At 71.8% G+C, this 17,697-nt stretch carries 10 protein-coding genes; 2 read left to right on the forward strand and 8 right to left on the reverse strand.

The window, feature by feature from the left end:
* Positions 1-68: 68 nt before the first annotated feature.
* The 5 genes from AC068B_RS08860 to AC068B_RS08880 form a co-directional block, all read right to left on the reverse strand.
* Entirely contained in the window at positions 69-1,805 is a 1,737-nt protein-coding gene (locus tag AC068B_RS08860; protein ID WP_478670015.1) for a serine/threonine-protein kinase, read from the reverse strand.
* A gap of 81 nt (positions 1,806-1,886) precedes the next feature.
* Positions 1,887-3,542: a protein kinase domain-containing protein gene (locus AC068B_RS08865; protein ID WP_478670017.1), complete on the reverse strand. Its 1,656-nt coding sequence runs from the start codon at positions 3,540-3,542 to the stop codon at positions 1,887-1,889.
* A gap of 114 nt (positions 3,543-3,656) precedes the next feature.
* A complete protein-coding gene (locus AC068B_RS08870) occupies positions 3,657-5,399 on the reverse strand; it encodes a protein kinase domain-containing protein (RefSeq protein ID WP_478670019.1) in 1,743 nt (580 codons plus the stop codon).
* 132 nt (positions 5,400-5,531) lie between these two features.
* Complete coding sequence (locus tag AC068B_RS08875; RefSeq protein ID WP_478670022.1) at positions 5,532-8,015, reverse strand: protein kinase; 2,484 nt, start codon at positions 8,013-8,015, stop codon at positions 5,532-5,534.
* 129 nt (positions 8,016-8,144) lie between these two features.
* Positions 8,145-10,271, reverse strand: a complete 2,127-nt coding sequence (locus AC068B_RS08880; RefSeq protein WP_478670025.1) for a serine/threonine-protein kinase — start codon at positions 10,269-10,271, stop codon at positions 8,145-8,147.
* A gap of 147 nt (positions 10,272-10,418) precedes the next feature.
* Between AC068B_RS08880 and AC068B_RS08885 the strand changes: the two genes are divergently transcribed.
* Positions 10,419-11,585: a serine hydrolase domain-containing protein gene (locus tag AC068B_RS08885; protein ID WP_478670028.1), complete on the forward strand. Its 1,167-nt coding sequence runs from the start codon at positions 10,419-10,421 to the stop codon at positions 11,583-11,585.
* A gap of 21 nt (positions 11,586-11,606) precedes the next feature.
* Here the strand turns inward: AC068B_RS08885 and AC068B_RS08890 are convergent, their stop codons facing one another.
* Positions 11,607-13,316 carry a glycerol-3-phosphate dehydrogenase/oxidase gene (locus AC068B_RS08890; protein ID WP_478670030.1) on the reverse strand — a complete coding sequence of 570 codons (1,710 nt, stop codon included), beginning with the start codon at positions 13,314-13,316 and terminating at the stop codon, positions 11,607-11,609.
* 227 nt (positions 13,317-13,543) lie between these two features.
* On the opposite strand from AC068B_RS08890, the gene AC068B_RS08895 reads away from it, so the two are divergent.
* Entirely contained in the window at positions 13,544-14,797 is a 1,254-nt protein-coding gene (locus AC068B_RS08895) for a nucleotide sugar dehydrogenase (RefSeq protein ID WP_478670033.1), read from the forward strand.
* Positions 14,798-14,868: 71 nt separating this feature from the next.
* Here AC068B_RS08895 and AC068B_RS08900 read toward each other — a convergent pair whose 3' ends face one another.
* Both AC068B_RS08900 and guaB read right to left on the reverse strand, forming a co-directional pair.
* Positions 14,869-15,993, reverse strand: a complete 1,125-nt coding sequence (locus tag AC068B_RS08900; protein ID WP_055563246.1) for a GuaB3 family IMP dehydrogenase-related protein — start codon at positions 15,991-15,993, stop codon at positions 14,869-14,871.
* Positions 15,994-16,105: 112 nt separating this feature from the next.
* Complete coding sequence (gene guaB, locus AC068B_RS08905; RefSeq protein WP_478670036.1) at positions 16,106-17,623, reverse strand: IMP dehydrogenase; 1,518 nt, start codon at positions 17,621-17,623, stop codon at positions 16,106-16,108.
* Positions 17,624-17,697 lie beyond the last annotated feature (74 nt).

The raw sequence follows: 17,697 nt of genomic DNA on the forward strand, positions 1-17,697 counted from the left end.
CGACATGCGCACACGACGCCAGTGATTGCTGGCGACAAAGCCGCTGATCAGGGCGTTACCGACCCTCGTCAGAGTTTGTCGAGCTCCAGGTCGGCGATTGCGGTCTTGGCCACCTCGCGGCCCCGCTCGGTGAAGTCGCCCTTGCCGGGGTACCCGATCGTCAGCTTGTACATGTCGCCGGACTCGGTCTTGTAGTAGAGGACCCGCAGCTCGCGGGGAAGCGGGTTCTGGCTGTCGCTGGAGGCGTAGACGACGGTGTTCTCCGCGGCCTTGCGGTCCTTGAACGTCGTCTCCTTGCCGTCGCTCTTGGGCGCGGGCTCGGAAGCCATACCGAGGTCGTAGCTGCCGGACTCCTTGAAGTCGGCGTTGTCGTCCCACATCTCCGCGGCGGCGGTCTCGGCGATCGCGTCGCCGTCGTCCTCGGACTTCTTGTCCAGGGAGAGGTTGATCCAGACGCTGCCGCTCTGATCGGTGTACTGGACCCAGTGCTTGTTCGGGGCCTCGTTGTCGTCCTCGGTCTTCTTGTAGCCCCCGGGCACGGCGACGGTCGCCGCGAGCTCCTTGGACGCGTGCCTCTCCCAGCCCTCCGCGTCCGAGCCTCCGAAGGGGTTGAGCGCCACGAGCACGCCCGCGGCCACGGCCACGACGACCACACCGGCGACGGCGGCCAGCGCCTTGCGGCTCAGGAAGATCCCCTTGCCGCGCTCCTGGTCGCCACCGCCCGCGACCGTGACGTGCTGCGTCGGCGCGGGCTGTGGGGGCCTGGCCGCCTCCTCCAGGAGTACGCGGACCTGCGCGGCGTTCGGGCGCTGGGCGGGGTCCTTGGCCAGCAGCCGGTTGATCGCCTCGGCGAGCGGGCCCGAGGCGGACGCGGGCGCGGCGGGCGTCGCGTTCAGGACGGACTGGAGCGTCGCGGGGGTGTTGGTGCGGCGGAACGGCGAGACGCCCTCGGTCGCCGCGTACAGGACGACTCCGAGCGACCAGAGGTCGGACGCGGGGCCCGGCCGCTGGCCGAGCACGCGCTCCGGCGCGATGTACTCGGGCGAACCGACGAACCCGCCGGTGTCCGTCAGATTCGTCTCGCCCTCGATCTGGGCGATGCCGAAGTCGGTGAGGACGACGCGGTCGTGGCGGCCGAGCATCACGTTGTCCGGCTTCACGTCGCGGTGCAGGATGCCCGCCTGGTGCGCGGCGTCGAGGGCGTTCAGGACGTCGAGCCCGACCCGCGCGGCCTCGCGGGCGCCGAGCGTGCCCTCCTGGAGCGCGGCGCCCAGGGAACGGCCCTGGACGAGCTCCATCACGATCCACGGCTGGCCGTCCTCGACCGCCACGTCATGGACGTTGACCACGGCCGGGTGGTCCAGGCGGGCGGCGGCGCGCGCCTCGCGGCGCATCCGCTCGAAGGCGTTGGCCCGCTCGCGCTCCGGCAGGTGGTCGGGGAGGCGCGGCTCCTTCACGGCGACCTCCCGGTCCACCGTCTCGTCCTTGGCGCGCCACACCGTGCCCATGCCGCCGTGGCCGAGCTTGGCGAGCAGCCGGTAGCGGTTCGCGACCAGTCGGCCCGCGCCCGGCTCGGGCTCGGGTGTCTGGTTCGGCGGCTGGTTCGGCGGCTGGTTCGGCGGCTGGATCGGCGCGACCTGGGTGGGCTGGGCCTGCGGCTGGGTCTGCGGCTGCGCGTAGGGGTTGTCGGGGTTGGCCCCACCACTCGGGCCGGATTGTCCCGGTACGCCCGGCTGTTGTGGTGGCTGAAGGCCGAAACTGGTGGGTTCGTACGGCCCGTAGGAGGCTCCCCCGTCATTACTCATGACGACATGCCTACCTTGCCGGGCACCTCGGATTCCAGCCAAGCCCTTCATTGTGACCGGGGTGATGCACGTGGTCAGGTGTCATCGGCGTACGAACGTGTCGACCGCCGCGTCGAAGTACCGACGCGCCTGCGACGCCTTCCCGACCGGCCCCGAGACCCACACGTCGAGCATCCGCCCGCGCTCCTGCCAGCACAGGTCGAAGGTGCGGCGGGCGCCCTTCTCACTGCCGGTCCCGTCCCGGGAGAACTCCCGCAGGGCGGCCGGTCTGCCGTTGCGCGTGGTCTCGGTGACCCTGCTGTCGCGGTAACCGGCCTGGTCGCGCGGGCCGTTCGCGTCGGCGCGGCGCTGCGCCGCGAGCGGGCCGCCCGGTCCGGCCGCCGTTTCCTCTATGCCGATGCGGTACGTGCCGTCGGGGGATGCGTAGAAGACGCGGGGGCCGTCCACCCGGCGCCGGAACCCTTCGGGGACGGCGAGCGCGAAGCCCTTGGGGTCCTTCGCGATGCGGTAGCCCTGGGGTGCCTCGGGCGACGACGGCGTCGGCGTGCGGCTCGTCACGGTGACCGTCGGCGTCGGTGAGCCGTGCGCCGACGTGGCGGACGAGGGGGCCGGCGTGCCGCCGCCGTCGCCGCCCCTGCTCAACAGGAGCGCCGCGGAGATCCCCGCACCCGCGAGGGCGGCCACCAGCGCCGCGGCGATCATGAAGGTCCTGCCGTGCTTCTCCGGCCGCACGAGCCCCGCGGCGGCCCGGGCGGCGAGGAGCTCCCGCTCGGCCGCCGTGGGGGCGCCCCGGCCCGTCCGCCCGGGAAACCCCGGCAGTCCGGGCAGCCCCCGCCCCGGCGACCCGGGCCCCGGTCTCTCCCGCACCACAGCGGGCATCCGCCCCGTCTCGACGTACACCCGCAGCAGCCCCTCCGCCTCCGCCGCGCCGAGCCGCCGCGCCGGATCGCGGTCGAGGAGGCCGAGCACCACGGGCAGCAGCGGGTCGACGGACGCGGGTGGCCTGATCTCGTCGATGACGACCGCGTGCAGGACGCCGCCGATGGAGTCGCGGCGGAACGGCGACTCCCCGGCCAGCGCGGTGACCAGCAACGCGCCCAGCGACCACAGATCGGACTCGGGCCCGGTCCGCTCTCCCGCCATCCGCTCCGGCGCGGTGTACTCGGGCGAGCCCACGAACGACCCGACCTCCGTGAGCGTCGTCGCGCCCGTGAGCTGCGCGATGCCGAAGTCGGTGAGCACGACACGGTCGGTCGCCCGCTCCAGGAGCACGTTGGCGGGCTTGAGGTCACGGTGCAGGATGCCCGCCTCGTGCGCGGTGCTCAGAGCGCCGAGCAGGTCGATGCCCATCCGCGCCACGGCGTGCGCGTCCAGCGGCCCGCCCCGCGCGATCCGCCCGGCCAGCGAGCCGCCGTCGATCAACTCCATGACGATGTACGGCTGCTCGTCCTGCACCACGACGTCATGGACGACGATGACGTGCGGATGCCGTAACTGCGCCACGGCCCGCGCCTCGCGCAGGGTCCGCTCGCGCTGCTGCTCCGCCTCGGCGTCGGAGAGGGTCTCGTCGCGCACGAGTTCCTTGACGGCCACCCGGCGGCCGAGGAGCAGATCGGTGGCGCGCCACACGACCCCCATGCCGCCCCGGCCGAGCGGCGCCTCCAGGCGGTAACGGCCCGCGATCACCCGGGCGTTGCCTTCACCTGCCTCACCGGCGCGGTCTCCCAGGCTCCCCATGCGGCCATCATGCCCCACACGTGTGCGAACGGAATCGGTTCTGCGCGCGCCGCGGGCCGGTTCCGGCCGCTGTCACCAGGCTCCTCAGGGGGCGTCAGGAGCGGGCGGGTGCGCTCACTTCTCCCGCCATCCACGGAGCATCGCGTCGAACTGCTCCCTGGTGGCGTCCCAGTTCTTCGCCGGAGCCGACATGTAGAGCACGTACTCCACGCCGTCACTGCTGAGATACGACTGCGAGATGGCGCGGCGCGGGCCCGCCGTCACGTCGTTCGCACCCGCACGCCAGCTGAAATCCCAGAGGGCGCCCTGCTGATCGCGGAAGGTGTTGGAGTTCAGCTCGAGCCGCCGGTACTTGGGAAGCTTGACCCGCAGGTTCTTCTCCAGCGCCAACTGGTGCATGTAGGAGCTCTCGAACTGCGGGTTCTTGTCGACGGCGATGCGCAGGAAGCGACGCCCCCCGTCGGGGGTGTAGTCGACCTGGTTGCCGTCCGCCTCGCGCTTCCATCCCTTGGGCAGCATGAGGCTGAACCCGTCGGGGTCGGGCACCCGTTCCCAGTCGTCGGGTATGCCGCCCACGACCTTGGCGGGACCGTCGTCCGAGCCGTTCGCCGACTGCCCCTGCGTGCCGTCGGCGAAGTGCAGATAGCCGAAGACGCCACCGCCGCCGAGCAGCGCGGCCGCGACGACGAGGGCGACGATCGCGGGCCACCGACGGGGCTCGCGCGCCTGGGGCCCGACGGTGACGGTGTAGGCGTCGTCGGTCGGGGTGCCGCGGACGGGGGTGGAGGAGTGCGGTGTCGGGTGGGGAGCCGCGTGGGGCGTGGGGGGCGTGTGGGTCTGGCCGTGGCCCTGAGTGTGGCTGTACCCCTGGCCCTGACCGTGGTTGTAGCCCTGGCTGTGGCTCTGGCTGCCGCTCTGCGTGTACGACGAGGACGGGTAGACCGCGGCGGGGTAGCCCGCCGAGGGCTGCCCCTGAACGGCCGTGTGCGCGCCGGAGGCCGGGTGCACCTGCGTCTGCACGTACGCCTGCGCCCCCTGCGGGCGCCGCCCCTCCGCCGCCTCGGCCAGCATGTGTTCGGCCTCTTCGGCGGTCGGCCGGGTCGCCGGGTCCTTGCGCAGCAGCGCGCTGATGACCGGGGCGAGGACGCCCGCGTGCCGGGGCGGCTCGGGCTCCTCCGTGACCACGGCCTGCATGGTGCCGATGGGCGACGTGCGCCGGAAGGGCGAGATGCCCTCGACGGCCGTGTACAGCGTGGCGCCGAGCGCCCACAGGTCGGACGCGGGGCCGGGGTTGCTGCCGCTCACGCGCTCGGGTGCCAAATAGTCCACGGAGCCGACGACTTCCCCGGTCCTCGTGACCGTGGAGTCGCCCTCGATCGCGGCGATCCCGAAGTCGGTGAGCAGGATCCGCCGGTCGTCGGCGAGCAGTACGTTGCCGGGCTTGACGTCGCGGTGCAGGACTCCGGCGGCGTGGGCGGCGCGGAGGGCCTTCAGGGTCCACAGGCCGATGCGGGCGGCCTCGATGGGCTCGACGCGCTCGTCGTCCTTGACCGCGTCCGCCAGCGAACGGCCCTCGACCAGCTCCATCACGATCCAGGGGCGGTCGTCGTACTGGAGTACGTCGTGCACGGTGACGACGGCGGGATGGTTGATCCGGGCGGCGGCCCGCGCCTCCGTCTGGGTACGCGTGAAGAGGACCGCGCGGTCGGCCTCCTGCACGAACTGCGCAGCCGTCAGCTCCTTGACGGCCACGGCCCGGTGCAGGACCTCGTCCTGCGCGCGCCACACCCGTCCCATGCCACCGCGGCCGATGGACTCTGCGAGTCGGTAGCGGCCCGCGAGGAGCAGTCCCTGCATCTGATTCACGTTCCCCCGCAATGGTCTTGACAGAGCCAGGTTAAGGAGCGGGAGCCGTGCAGGGAACCACAGGGGGGCTTAGGAGACCGCACTGTGACGCATGCCGCGCATGTCCCGATGGTCGGAATCGACTCAGTCGGTAACCCGATAAGTGGCCGTCGCCTGCTCGTACAGGCGTGTCACTTCGTCCCGCTCGGCCTCCGGCCCCCGCACCTGGAGCACGTGGTACTTCCCGCCGACGACCATCGCGAGATTGCGTACGAAGACCTCGCTGCCCGCGTCGTCCTGCCAGGTGAACTGCCCTTCCGCCATGGCCCGTCCACCGACGTCGATGCGGCGCATGCCGCTGGAGGTCGCCCAGGAGGAGTCGCGGAACGGCTGCAGCTCGCGCTCGTGCTCGCGCTGGTACTTCATGGGGTCGTTGCCGTAGCTGTCGGTGGTGTCGCGGCCCGGCACCAGCAGCAGCTCGAAGCTTCCGTGGGTGTAACGGACCTGGCCCCTGCCGTTCTTGGGCTGCCGGTCCCAGCCTCCCGCCACGGCGACCTGGAAGCCCTCGGGGTCCTTGCGCACGGTGAATCCCCGGGGCACCTCGGGGTCGGAGGTCTGCGGCCTCTGCGAACTGGGGCTCTTCCCGGGCTTGTCTTTGTCTTTGTCCTTATCTTTGTCCTTGTCTCCGTCCTTCTCTTTGCCCTTGCCCTTGTCGGGGTCCTTCCCTTCGTCCTTGCTGTCGCTCGGTTCCGGGGCCGAGCTGACCTCGCCCGCCGTCCCCGCGCGGTCGCCCGAGCGGTCGTCGGACTTGGGCATGAACACCAGGGCGTACGCGATCGCCGCGGCGAGTCCGAGCAGGATGGCGATCAGCAGCAGCCGACCCAGCGAACGCGGGCGGGCCGGGCCGCGGGTCTTGGGCTCGCGGGGCGGCCTGGGGCCGCTGTGGCCCTGCAGGGGGGAGACGACGGGCACGTCGTGCCCCGGCCCGCCCTTCGTCCTGCCGCCGCTGCCCTTGCCTCCACTGCCCTTGCCGCGCTTGTGCCGCCCGTGCCCCTCACCGCTCTTCCCCGCGGTGCCGCTGGTACCGGCGACCGCGGCTCCACGCCGCTTGCGCACGATCTCGCCCCGTCGGCGCACGACGGGCAGCCGACCCGCGTCGTACGGCGGCACCGGCACGACGTGCGCCCCTGCCTCCGGCTCGGGCGCGGACCGCACCAGCGAACGCAGCCAGCCGCTCGCCTCCTCGAAGTCGAGCCGCTCGGTCGGGTCCTGACGCAGTAACGACTCGACCACCGGCCGCAGGGGTCCGCACTCCTCGGCGAAGGCGGGCGGCTCGGCGCACACGAGCTGCACGAGCTCGGCCGAGCTGTCCTCCGGGTACGGCGCGTGGCCCTGAACGGCGCGGAAGAGCAGCGCTCCCAGGGCCCACAGATCGGTGGCGGGGCCGATCGGCGCGGCGAGCTGCCAGTTCTCGTGCACGGGTCCGGCCTGCTCGGGCGCCCACCGCTCGGTGACGGCTCCGACGACGACCATGCGCGCGTGCCGGGCCCGTTCGGCGGCGAGGGCGGTGGCGGGCCCGCGCGAGGGGGCGCCTTCGGCCGGGCCGTCGTCCCACCCTCCGCGCCCGCTCTCGCGCCCGTACGCACCCTCGCTCTCGTATGCACTTTCGCTCTCGTACGCACTCTCGTTCTCGCGCGTGCTCTCGCTCGGGTCCTTGCGCGGCACAGCCCCGTGCCAGGGCTTCTTGCCCGCCACGCCATAGGGGTCCGAGATCCGTCCGGCGGGTTCGGGCTCATCCGCTTGATACGCCGTCACGGCCCCCGTGGGCCCGGACCGCGCACCGCTCCCCGCCGACTCCGGCGCGGGCTCGATCGCCACGTCTTCGGAGTGCACTGTGTGCCGTGTGTGTCCTGAGTGCCGCGTGCGCCCTGTATGCCCTGTGTGCTCCGCATACTCCGCCACATTGCCGACCGACCCCGCAGAGCCCGCCGCCTCCCCGGCCTCGACCGGCCGGGGGTCGTACCCGCAGAGCGCTTCCTCGGCCGCGCCCGCCGCGAGGCCCGTCAGCATCACGCGGCCGTCATCGCATATCAACACGGTCCGCGCGGTGATGTTCCGGTGCACCCAGCCGTACGCGTGCAGCACCCGCAGCGCCGCCAGGACGTCCGCCGCGACCTCGGCCGCCCGGTACGGACTCAGCGGCCGGTCCGCAAGGAGCGCCGCCAGCGGCCTCGCGGCAACCAACTCACTCACTATCCACAGCGAGCCGTCCTCCGCGAACACGTCGAAGACCTGGTCGAGCCGTGGATGGTCGGGGATCTGGGCGGCGGTCTGCGCCGCCTCTATCGCGCGCAGCACCGCCGGGTCCGTGGGCCTGCGCGTCGTCCTGGTCCCGGACCGGCGCACGCCGGGTCCGCCCGCCCCCGCCCGCGGCAGGAACCCCTCGGGCAGATCGTCCTCGTCGAGCACCTCCGCCTCGACGATCTCGGGCAGCGGCACCTGCCGGACGAGAACTTCCTGCCCGCTGTACGTGTCGAAGGCGCGCGACTCGGCGAATTCGTACACGTCGGAGGGCGGCAGCGGCAGGCGGTAGCGGTCGGCGAGCACCCGTCCCGCGTAGTCGTCCACGATGCCTTCCCCGTCCGCCCGGTGGTCAAATCCGTTCGTCTTGCGGCGCGTTGCGGCTGTGTACGGTCCGCAAGCACTCACGATACGTGCCGTGAGCGAACCGCAATGAGGGGATGCCAGATCCCGGGCTCAGGACTTCGGCTCGAACGTCCTGGTGAAGGTCCGCCACGCGGCCCGCCGCTTCTCGCTGCCCCAGTCGTCGGCCTTGGCCGTGTACATCATTCCGTAGCCCAGACCGCCGTTGACGACGAATCCGCGGTCTATCGACCGGTACTTGGTCCCGCCGTCCACGTAGGTGAATTCCCAGTCGGCCGTGTTCCAGCCGCGGAAGCCAACCTTCTCTATCCGGATCCGGTCGTACTGCGGCCGGACCATGTAGTTTTCCTGGCTCTTCCAGTCGCTGACCGGGTTGTCCTTGGGCGTGGTCGTCCAGCCGATCAGCAGCTTCTGCCCGTCGGGGCCGCCGAAGCGCGCGCCCGCCCGACCCGTGGACTGGAACTTCCACCCCTTCGGAAGCCCGATCTTGAAGCCCTGGGAGTGCTTGTACGTCGACTCGGCGCCGTCACCCGGCTTCTTGCCGCCGTCGTCCTTGCCCGGGTCGTGGCCCTCGCCCTCGTCCGGGCTGGGACTCTCGTCCTTGCCCGGGTCCTTGCTCGCGTCGTCGCCGGTGCCGGTGCCCTTGTCGGCATCCTTGCCGGAGCCCTTGTCCTCGCCCTTGCCCTGGCCCCCGCCGCCGGTCGCCCCGGCGGACGCGGCCTTGTCGCCGCCCTTGTTGTCCTCGCTGCCTTCGCCGTCGTCCCCCAGCGCGAGGGCGAGCACCGTCCCGAGCACGGCGAGCACGACCACCATGGTCACTATGACCAGCGTCCGGCGCGGCACCACATCGGTGAGCGACGCCTTGGCGGGCGCCCGCGGCGGCTGCCCCCCGGCACCCGAAGTACCGGTGGACGCGGACGTCGTCGAGGCCCCGGCCGCCCCCGTGCCCCGCGCGGTGGCGGACGCGGCCGCCTTGCGCACGGACTGCAGGGCGCCCTTCAGCCGGTCGGCGGCCTCCTCGGCCTTGCGTCCGGCGGGACGCGACACCCCGGACGCCCCGGACGCCCCGGACGCCCCGGACGTCGACGCGGTCCCGGTCCCAGTGGTCCCAGGAGCCCCGGCAGCAGTCCCAGCGGGAGCGGAGGCGGAGGCCCCGGCCGCTCCCTGCGCGGCACCGGCCGCACCAGCCGCACCGGCACCAGCAGCGGCGCCCGCGACCTTCGCGCTCTTCGACGACTTCGTCAGTCTGCTCGACTTCGAGGCCTTCGGCGTCCGCGATGTCTTCGGCGTCCGCGGCGGCTTGGGCGGGGCCGGGGGCAGCGGCACCACCTTGGTCGCTTCCATCGGCTCGGGTTCCGGCTTGGCCTCAGGGGCGTGTATGACGTCGATGAGGAGCGCCCGCGCTCCCGCGTCGTCGAGCCGCTGCTCGGGGTCCTTGGCGAGCAGGCCGTAGATGACCTTCTCCAACGGTCCCGCGTTGGTGGGCTGTTCGACGTCCTCGGTCATCACCGCGGTGAGGGTCGCGATGGCGGACCCCTTGTCGTACGGGGGCACGCCCTCCACGGCCGCGTACAACAGGCCGCCCAGCGACCACATGTCGGCCGCCGGACCGGGCTTGTGCCCTCGTGCGCGCTCCGGCGCGATGTACGACGGGGCGCCCACGAGCATGCCGGTGGACGTGATCGACGGGTCGCCCTCGACCTGTGCGATGCCGAAGTCCGTGAGGACGACCCGGCCGTCCTCGGCGATCAGCACGTTCGACGGCTTCACGTCGCGGTGCAGAATGCCTTCCCGGTGGGCCGACCGCAGCACGTCGAGCACGGCGAGGCCGACCTCGGCCGCCCGACGCGGCGTGAGCAGCCCGTCCTCCCGGATCGCCTCGGCAAGCGACTTGCCCTCGACGAGCTCCATCACGATCCACGGGCGGTCGTCCTCGTCGACCACGTCGTAGACCGTCACGGCGCTGGTGTTGCGGATCCGCGCAATCGCCTTGGCCTCACGCAACGTGCGCGTGATGAGCCGCCGCTTCTCCTCCTCGTCGATGCTCGAGGGGAACCGCAGTTCCTTCACCGCTACCGTGCGCCCAAGGGTTTCGTCCTTGGCCCGCCAGACGGTGCCCATGCCTCCGCGGCCGAGCACCTCTCCCAGCCGGTACCGGCCGGCGAGGAGACGTTCGCTCTTGTCCCGACGGGCGTCACCCGTCTGCTCCGCGTCCGACATGCGTCCCCTCTGCTGCTACCGCTGCTACCCGAGCAACCCGCCCTGACAGAGCCTTCATTGTCCCTTACCCGGGGACCGGTCGGCGCCCAGGGTCCGTCGGCCCTCTTCCCGTGCCCCATGATGGACCGCGCACGAGGAGGGACCGCCTTGCCAACAGCTCGCTCAATACCGGCCATCCTGCTGGCGGCGGCGCTCATCGGCCTGGCGGCGGGCCGCCCGCAACCCGCGGCACCGGCCACGGACTCCACTCTTCCGCTGCTCACCACCCGGGGCAAGGCCCCGGCCGCGGCGCTCCTGAGCCACACTCAGCCCGAACCGCTCCCGGGTGCACGCACCCTACGCCACCAGGCATCTCCCGTCGCCGTGCAACTCTCCGCACAACAGTCCCCGCCGTCACGCCCCGCGTGGCCGAAGTCCTCCGTGCCGAGCCCGCACCCCTACCTGCACTTCGCCAGGACCGGCCCCTCCCTGACCCGCGCCGACCACTTCAGGGTGGGCAGCATCACCAAGACGTTCATCGCCACCGTCGTCCTCCAACTCGCCGCCGAACACCGTCTGTCCCTGTCCGACCCGGTGGAGCACCATCTGCCCGGACTCGTGCACGGACCGGGCATCGACGGCCGCACCCTCACCCTGCGTGCCCTGCTCACCCACACCAGCGGCCTCCGCGACTTCACCGCCGACACCAGAGGCACCACCCCCGTCACCCCCGCTCGAGCGGTCCGCACCGCCCTCACCCACCCGGCGGCCCCCGCGAGCCACTGGACGTACTCCAATACGAACTACGTCGTACTCGGCATGGTCATCGAACGGGTCACCGGCAACTCGTACGCCACCGAAGCCAAACGCCGCATCCTCCGCCCCCTCCACCTCACCGGCACCTCGTTCCCCGGTGCCCGCACCACGCTCCCCGCACCGCACGGCCGCGCGTTCACCGGCAACGGCCGGGACATCACCGCGCTCGACCCCCGCGTGGCCGGTGCCGCCGGCGAACTGATCTCCACCCTCGCCGATCTGAACCGCTTCTACGCCGCCCTGCTCTCCGGCCGCCTCCTGCCCGCGCCGCTGCTGCACGAGATGCTCAACACCCGCCTCGCACACGGCCACTACGGCATGGGCCTGTACCCGCACAAGCTCCCCTGCGGCACCACCGTCTGGGGCCACAACGGCCGCATCGCAGGCAGCTACGTCCGCACCGCCGCCACCCGAGACGGCCGACGGGTCATCACCTTCCGGGTCAACACGGACAAGCTGGCCGACCCGGCCCTGGAACCCGCCCTCCTCACAGCCCAGTTCTGCCCCCGCGCCCCTTAGAGCCTCCTGCTCCGGGCCCCCTCAGCCGAGCGGCACGATGTCGGGCGCGCCCAGCCGTGCCGCGTCCGCCGTCAGGTCGTCCGGCTGGCGCTGCGACTCCCGCTCGGCCTCCACCCGCTTCTCGTAGTGCTGGACCTCCCGCTCGATCTGGTCCTTGTCCCAGCCGAGGACCGGTGCCATCAACTCGGCGCACTCCCGGGCGCTGCGCGTGCCCCGGTCGAACGTCTCGATGGAGATGCGCGTCCGCCGTGTCAGCACGTCGTCCAGGTGGCGGGCGCCCTCGTGGGAGGCGGCGTAGACCACTTCGGCCCGCAGGTAGTCGTCGGCCGCCTGCAAGGGGGCGCCGAGGGTCGGGTCCGCGGTGATGAGTTCGAGGACCTCTTCGGCCAGCGAGCCGTACCGATTCAGCAGGTGCTCCACGCGGACCACGTGCAGGCCCGTCCTGGCGGCGATCCTCGCGCGGGCGTTCCACAGCGCCTTGTACCCCTCGGCGCCGACCAGGGGGATGTCTTCCGTGACGCAGTCGGCGACGCGCTGGTCCAGGGCGTGCACCGCCTCGTCGACGGCGTCCTTGGCCATCACCCGGTACGTCGTGTACTTGCCGCCCGCGACGACGACCAGGCCCGGGGCCGGGTGCGCGACCGTGTGCTCGCGGGACAGCTTGCTGGTGGCGTCCGACTCGCCCGCGAGCAGCGGCCGCAGGCCCGCGTACACCCCCTGGACGTCGTCCCGGGAGAGGGGCCTGGCGAGCACCGAGTTCACATGCTCCAGGAGATAGTCGATGTCGGCACTGGAGGCGGCCGGGTGCGCCTTGTCGAGGTCCCAGTCCGTGTCGGTCGTGCCCACGATCCAGTGCCGTCCCCACGGGATGACGAAGAGGACGCTCTTCTCGGTGCGCAGGATCAGCCCGGTCGTCGCGTTGATCCGGTCCTTGGGCACGACCAGGTGGATGCCCTTGGAGGCCCTGACGTGGAACTGGCCGCGCTCGCCGACCATGGCCTGGGTGTCGTCCGTCCACACCCCGGTCGCGTTCACGACCTGCTTGGCCCTGACCTCGTACTCCCCGCCGCCCTCGACGTCCTGCACGCGGGCGCCGACGACGCGCTCGCCCTCGCGCAGGAAGCCCGTGACCTTGGCGCGGTTGGCGACCTTTGCGCCGTACGCCGAAGCGGTGCGGACCAGCGTGGCGACATAGCGGGCGTCGTCCATCTGGGCGTCGTAGTACTGCATGGCGCCGACCAGGGCGTCCTTCTTCAGGCACGGGGCGACGCGCAGGGCGTGGCGGCGGGTCAGATGGCGGTGCATGGGCAGGCCGCGGCCGTGTCCGCGGGACATCGACATGGCGTCGTAGAGCGCGACGCCCGATCCGGCGTACAACCTCTCCCAGCCCTTGTGCTGCAAGGGGTAGAGGAACGGGACCGGCTTCACGAGGTGCGGGGCGAGGCGCTCCAGGAGCAGGCCGCGCTCCTTCAGCGCCTCCCGCACGAGGGCGAAGTCGAGCATCTCCAGATAGCGGAGGCCGCCGTGGATCAGCTTGCTCGACCGGCTCGACGTGCCGGACGCCCAGTCGCGGGCCTCGACCAGGCCGGTGGACAGGCCGCGGGTCACCGCGTCGAGTGCCGTGCCCGCGCCGACCACGCCTGCGCCCACTACCAGGACGTCCAGCTCCCGTTCGGCCATTCCCGCCAGTGACTCGGCGCGCTCCGCCGGCCCCAGTGTCGCTGTCCTCACCGCTGCCTCCCGCTGTGATCGGGTGTGGTCGGACTCACATCATGCCCAGATTTCCCCGCCGCTCGCTGAACGCGACCCCAGCCTGTGGACAACACTCCGGAGTCCCGTGCGGCGCAATACCGCAAATCGGTCATATTTACTCCTAGTCTGACATTGCGCTGGTCCGCCTTGTCCACAGGGCTTGCGCACTTGTTCCACTCCGGCTATTGGGAGGACGGCCCACCGCCATGCCCGCAGATCTCGCCGTCATCGGTCTCGGCCACCTCGGCCTGCCCCTCGCGCAGGCCGCCGTCGCACGCGGCATCGACACCATCGGCTACGACCCCGCCCGCGCCGCCGACCTGGCCGGCGGCAGACTGCCCTGCGACGGCGCCGAGTCCACCCTCACCGCCGCCGACGTCCGCCGGATGCTCTCGGGGGGCTTCCGGCCGACCGTCAACCCGGCCGAGCTCGGCCGGGTCCGCACCGCTGTCATCTGCGCCCCCACTCCGCCGGCGGCCGACCGCTCGCTCGACCTCAGCCAGGTGGCCGAAGCAGCCCATGCACTGGCCGCACGGCTGCGTCCGCACACCACCGTGATCCTCGAGTCCCCCGCGTACCCGGGGACCACCGAGGAATTCCTCCGTCCGATCCTCGAATCGGGTTCGGGCCTGCGGGCCGGGCGCGACTTCCACCTCGCGTACTCCCCCGGACGCCTCGACCCCGGCAACCGCTCCCACGGCTACGCGGGCACCCCCAAGGTCATCGGCGGCCTCACCCCGGCCTGCACCGAGTCCGCCGCCACCTTCTACGGCCGCCTCACCGACAAGGTCGTCCGCGCCCGCGGCCCCCGCGAGGCCGAGACCGTGCACCTCCTGGAGACCAACTACCGGCACGTGAACATGGCCCTGGTCAACGAGATGGCGGTGCTCTGCCACGACCTCGGCATCGACCTGTGGGACGTCATCCGCTGCGCCGAGACCAAGCCCTTCGGCTTCCAGGCCTTCCGCCCCGGGCCCGGCGTCGGTGGCCACGGCGTCCCCCTGGACGTCCCGAACCCCTCCCGCGGCGCCCGCCCCCTGCGCATGGTCGAGCTGGCCCAGCAGGTCAACGACCGCATGCCCCAGTACGTCATCCAGCGCTCGGCGACCCTGCTCAACGAGCACGGCAAGTCCGTCCGCGGCGCCCGCGTCCTGCTCCTCGGCGTCACCTACAAGCCCGACCTCGCCGACCAGCAGGGCGCCCCCGCCCAGGAGGTGGCGACCCGCCTCATGGAGCTCGGCGCGGCCGTCAGCTACCACGACCCCTACGTGCCCAACTGGAGCGTGCTCGGCCGCCCCGTCCCGCGCGCGGACTCCCTCTACGAGGCCGCGGCAGACGCCGACCTCACGATCCTGCTCCAGCACCACCGCACGTACGACCTGCAGGGCCTCGCCGTGAAGGCCCAGCTGCTCCTGGACACCCGGGGCGCGACCCCGGCGGGCGCGGCACACCGCCTGTGACGACAAAAGACGACAAGAAGGGCCCCGGTACGAAGTACCGGGGCCCTTCCGCGAAGCGTGCGAACGACGCGTCAGCGCTTGTGCTGCGAGTCCGCGACCGTCACCTCGACGCGCTGGAACTCCTTGAGCTCGCTGTAGCCCGTGGTCGCCATCGCGCGGCGCAGCGCCCCGAAGAAGTTCATCGAGCCGTCCGGGATGTGCGACGGGCCGGTGAGGACCTCCTCCGTGGTGCCGACCGTGCCGAGGTCGACCTTCTTGCCGCGCGGCACGTCCTCGTGGACGGCCTCCATGCCCCAGTGGTGGCCCTTGCCGGGCGCGTCCGTGGCGCGGGCCAGCGGGGAGCCCATCATCACGGAGTCGGCGCCGCACGCGATGGCCTTGGGCAGGTCGCCGGACCAGCCGACGCCGCCGTCGGCGATCACGTGCACGTAGCGACCGCCGGACTCGTCCATGTAGTCACGGCGGGCGGCCGCGACGTCGGCGACCGCGGTGGCCATCGGCACCTGGATGCCAAGCACGTTGCGCGTGGTGTGCGCGGCGCCGCCGCCGAAGCCGACCAGGACGCCCGCGGCGCCCGTGCGCATGAGGTGCAGCGCCGCGGTGTACGTGGCGCAGCCGCCGACGATGACCGGGACGTCCAGCTCGTAGATGAACTGCTTCAGGTTCAGCGGCTCGGCCGCGCCGGAGACGTGCTCGGCGGAGACGGTGGTGCCGCGGATCACGAAGATGTCGACCCCGGCGTCCACGACGGCCTTGGAGAACTCGGCGGTGCGCTGCGGGGAGAGCGCGGCGGCGGTGACCACACCGGCGTCGCGCACCTCCTTGATGCGCTGGCCGATGAGGTCGGCCTTGATCGGGGCCGCGTAGATCTCCTGGAGGCGCCGGGTCGCGGTCTCCGCGTCCAGCTCGGCGATCTCGTCGAGCAGCGGCTGCGGGTCCTCGTACCGCGTCCAGAGGCCCTCGAGGTTCAGGACGCCGAGGCCGCCCAGCTCACCGATCCGGATGGCGGTCTGCGGCGATACCACCGAGTCCATCGGAGCGGCCAGGAAGGGCAGCTCGAAGCGGTAGGCGTCGATCTGCCACGCGATCGAGACCTCCTTCGGGTCGCGGGTGCGCCGACTCGGTACGACGGCGATGTCGTCGAAGGCGTACGCGCGGCGGCCGCGCTTGCCGCGCCCGATCTCGATCTCAGTCACGTTGTGGGGCCTTTCCCTCTTGGTCTGCCTGTCCAGTATCCCCGACGCACACGGAAGGGGCGGTCCCGGTGATCCGGGACCGCCCCTTCCACGCGCGCGTGGCGCCGGAAGACTACTTGCTGCGGCTGTAGTTCGGCGCTTCGACCGTCATCTGGATGTCGTGCGGGTGGCTCTCCTTGAGGCCCGCCGACGTGATGCGTACGAAACGGCCGTTGGCCTGGAGGTCGGGCACGGTGCGACCGCCCACGTAGAACATCGACTGGCGCAGTCCGCCCACCAGCTGGTGGACGACCGCCGAGAGCGGACCCCGGTAGGGAACCTGGCCCTCGATGCCCTCGGGCACCAGCTTCTCGTCGGAGGCGACGCCCTCCTGGAAGTACCGGTCCTTGGAGAAGGAGCGCTGGTCGCCGCGCGTCTGCATGGCGCCGAGCGAGCCCATGCCGCGGTACGACTTGAACTGCTTGCCGTTGATGAAGAGCAGCTCCCCGGGAGACTCCTCACAGCCTGCGAGCAGGGAGCCCAGCATGACCGTGTCCGCACCGGCGACGAGCGCCTTGGCGATGTCTCCGGAGTACTGCAGGCCGCCGTCGCCGATGACCGGGACACCGGCCTCCTTGGCGGCGAGCGACGCTTCGTAGATGGCCGTTACCTGCGGTACGCCGATACCGGCGACGACGCGGGTCGTGCAGATGGAGCCGGGTCCGACGCCGACCTTGATGCCGTCGACACCGGCGTCGATGAGCGCCTTGGCGCCGTCGCGCGTCGCGATGTTGCCGCCGATGACGTCGACGCCGGGGGCGTCGGACTTGATCTTGGCGACCATGTCGCCGACCAGGCGGGAGTGGCCGTGCGCGGTGTCGACGACGATGAAGTCGACGCCCGCCGCGACGAGGGCCTGGGCGCGCTCGAACGCGTCACCCGCGACACCCACGGCGGCACCCACCAGGAGGCGGCCTCCGGCGTCCTTGGACGCGTTCGGGTACTTCTCGGCCTTCACGAAGTCCTTGACCGTGATGAGGCCCTTGAGGATGCCCGCGTCGTCGACCAGCGGAAGCTTCTCGATCTTGTGGCGGCGCAGCAACTCCATGGCGTCCACGCCGGAGATGCCGACCTTGCCGGTGACGAGCGGCATCGGCGTCATGACCTCGCGCACCTGGCGCGTGCGGTCCGACTCGAAGGCCATGTCGCGGTTGGTCACGATGCCGAGCAGCTTGCCCGCGGGGTCGGTGACCGGGACGCCGCTGATGCGGAACTTCGCGCAGATCGCGTCGGCCTCGGCGAGCGTCGCGTCCGGGTGAACCGTGATCGGGTCGGTGACCATGCCGGACTCGGAGCGCTTCACCAGGTCGACCTGGTTGGCCTGGTCGGCGATGGAGAGGTTGCGGTGCAGCACACCGACGCCGCCCTGCCGCGCCATGGCGATCGCCATGCGGGACTCGGTGACCTTGTCCATCGCCGCGGACAGCAGCGGGACGTTCACCCGGACGTTCTTGGAGACGAGCGAGGAAGTGTCGATCTGGTCGGGCGCCATGTCCGACGCGCCCGGCAGCAGCAGCACGTCGTCGTAGGTCAGCCCGAGCGTCGCGAATTTCTCGGGCACCCCAGTCGAAGAACCGCCGTTTGCAGTCATGACACCTTCCCCAAATGGCCTTGATCGGTGCGGATGTCCATGCTAACGGCCTTCGAGCGTGTCTCATTCCACGA

The organism is Streptomyces sp. NPDC042371 (genome assembly GCF_056437465.1).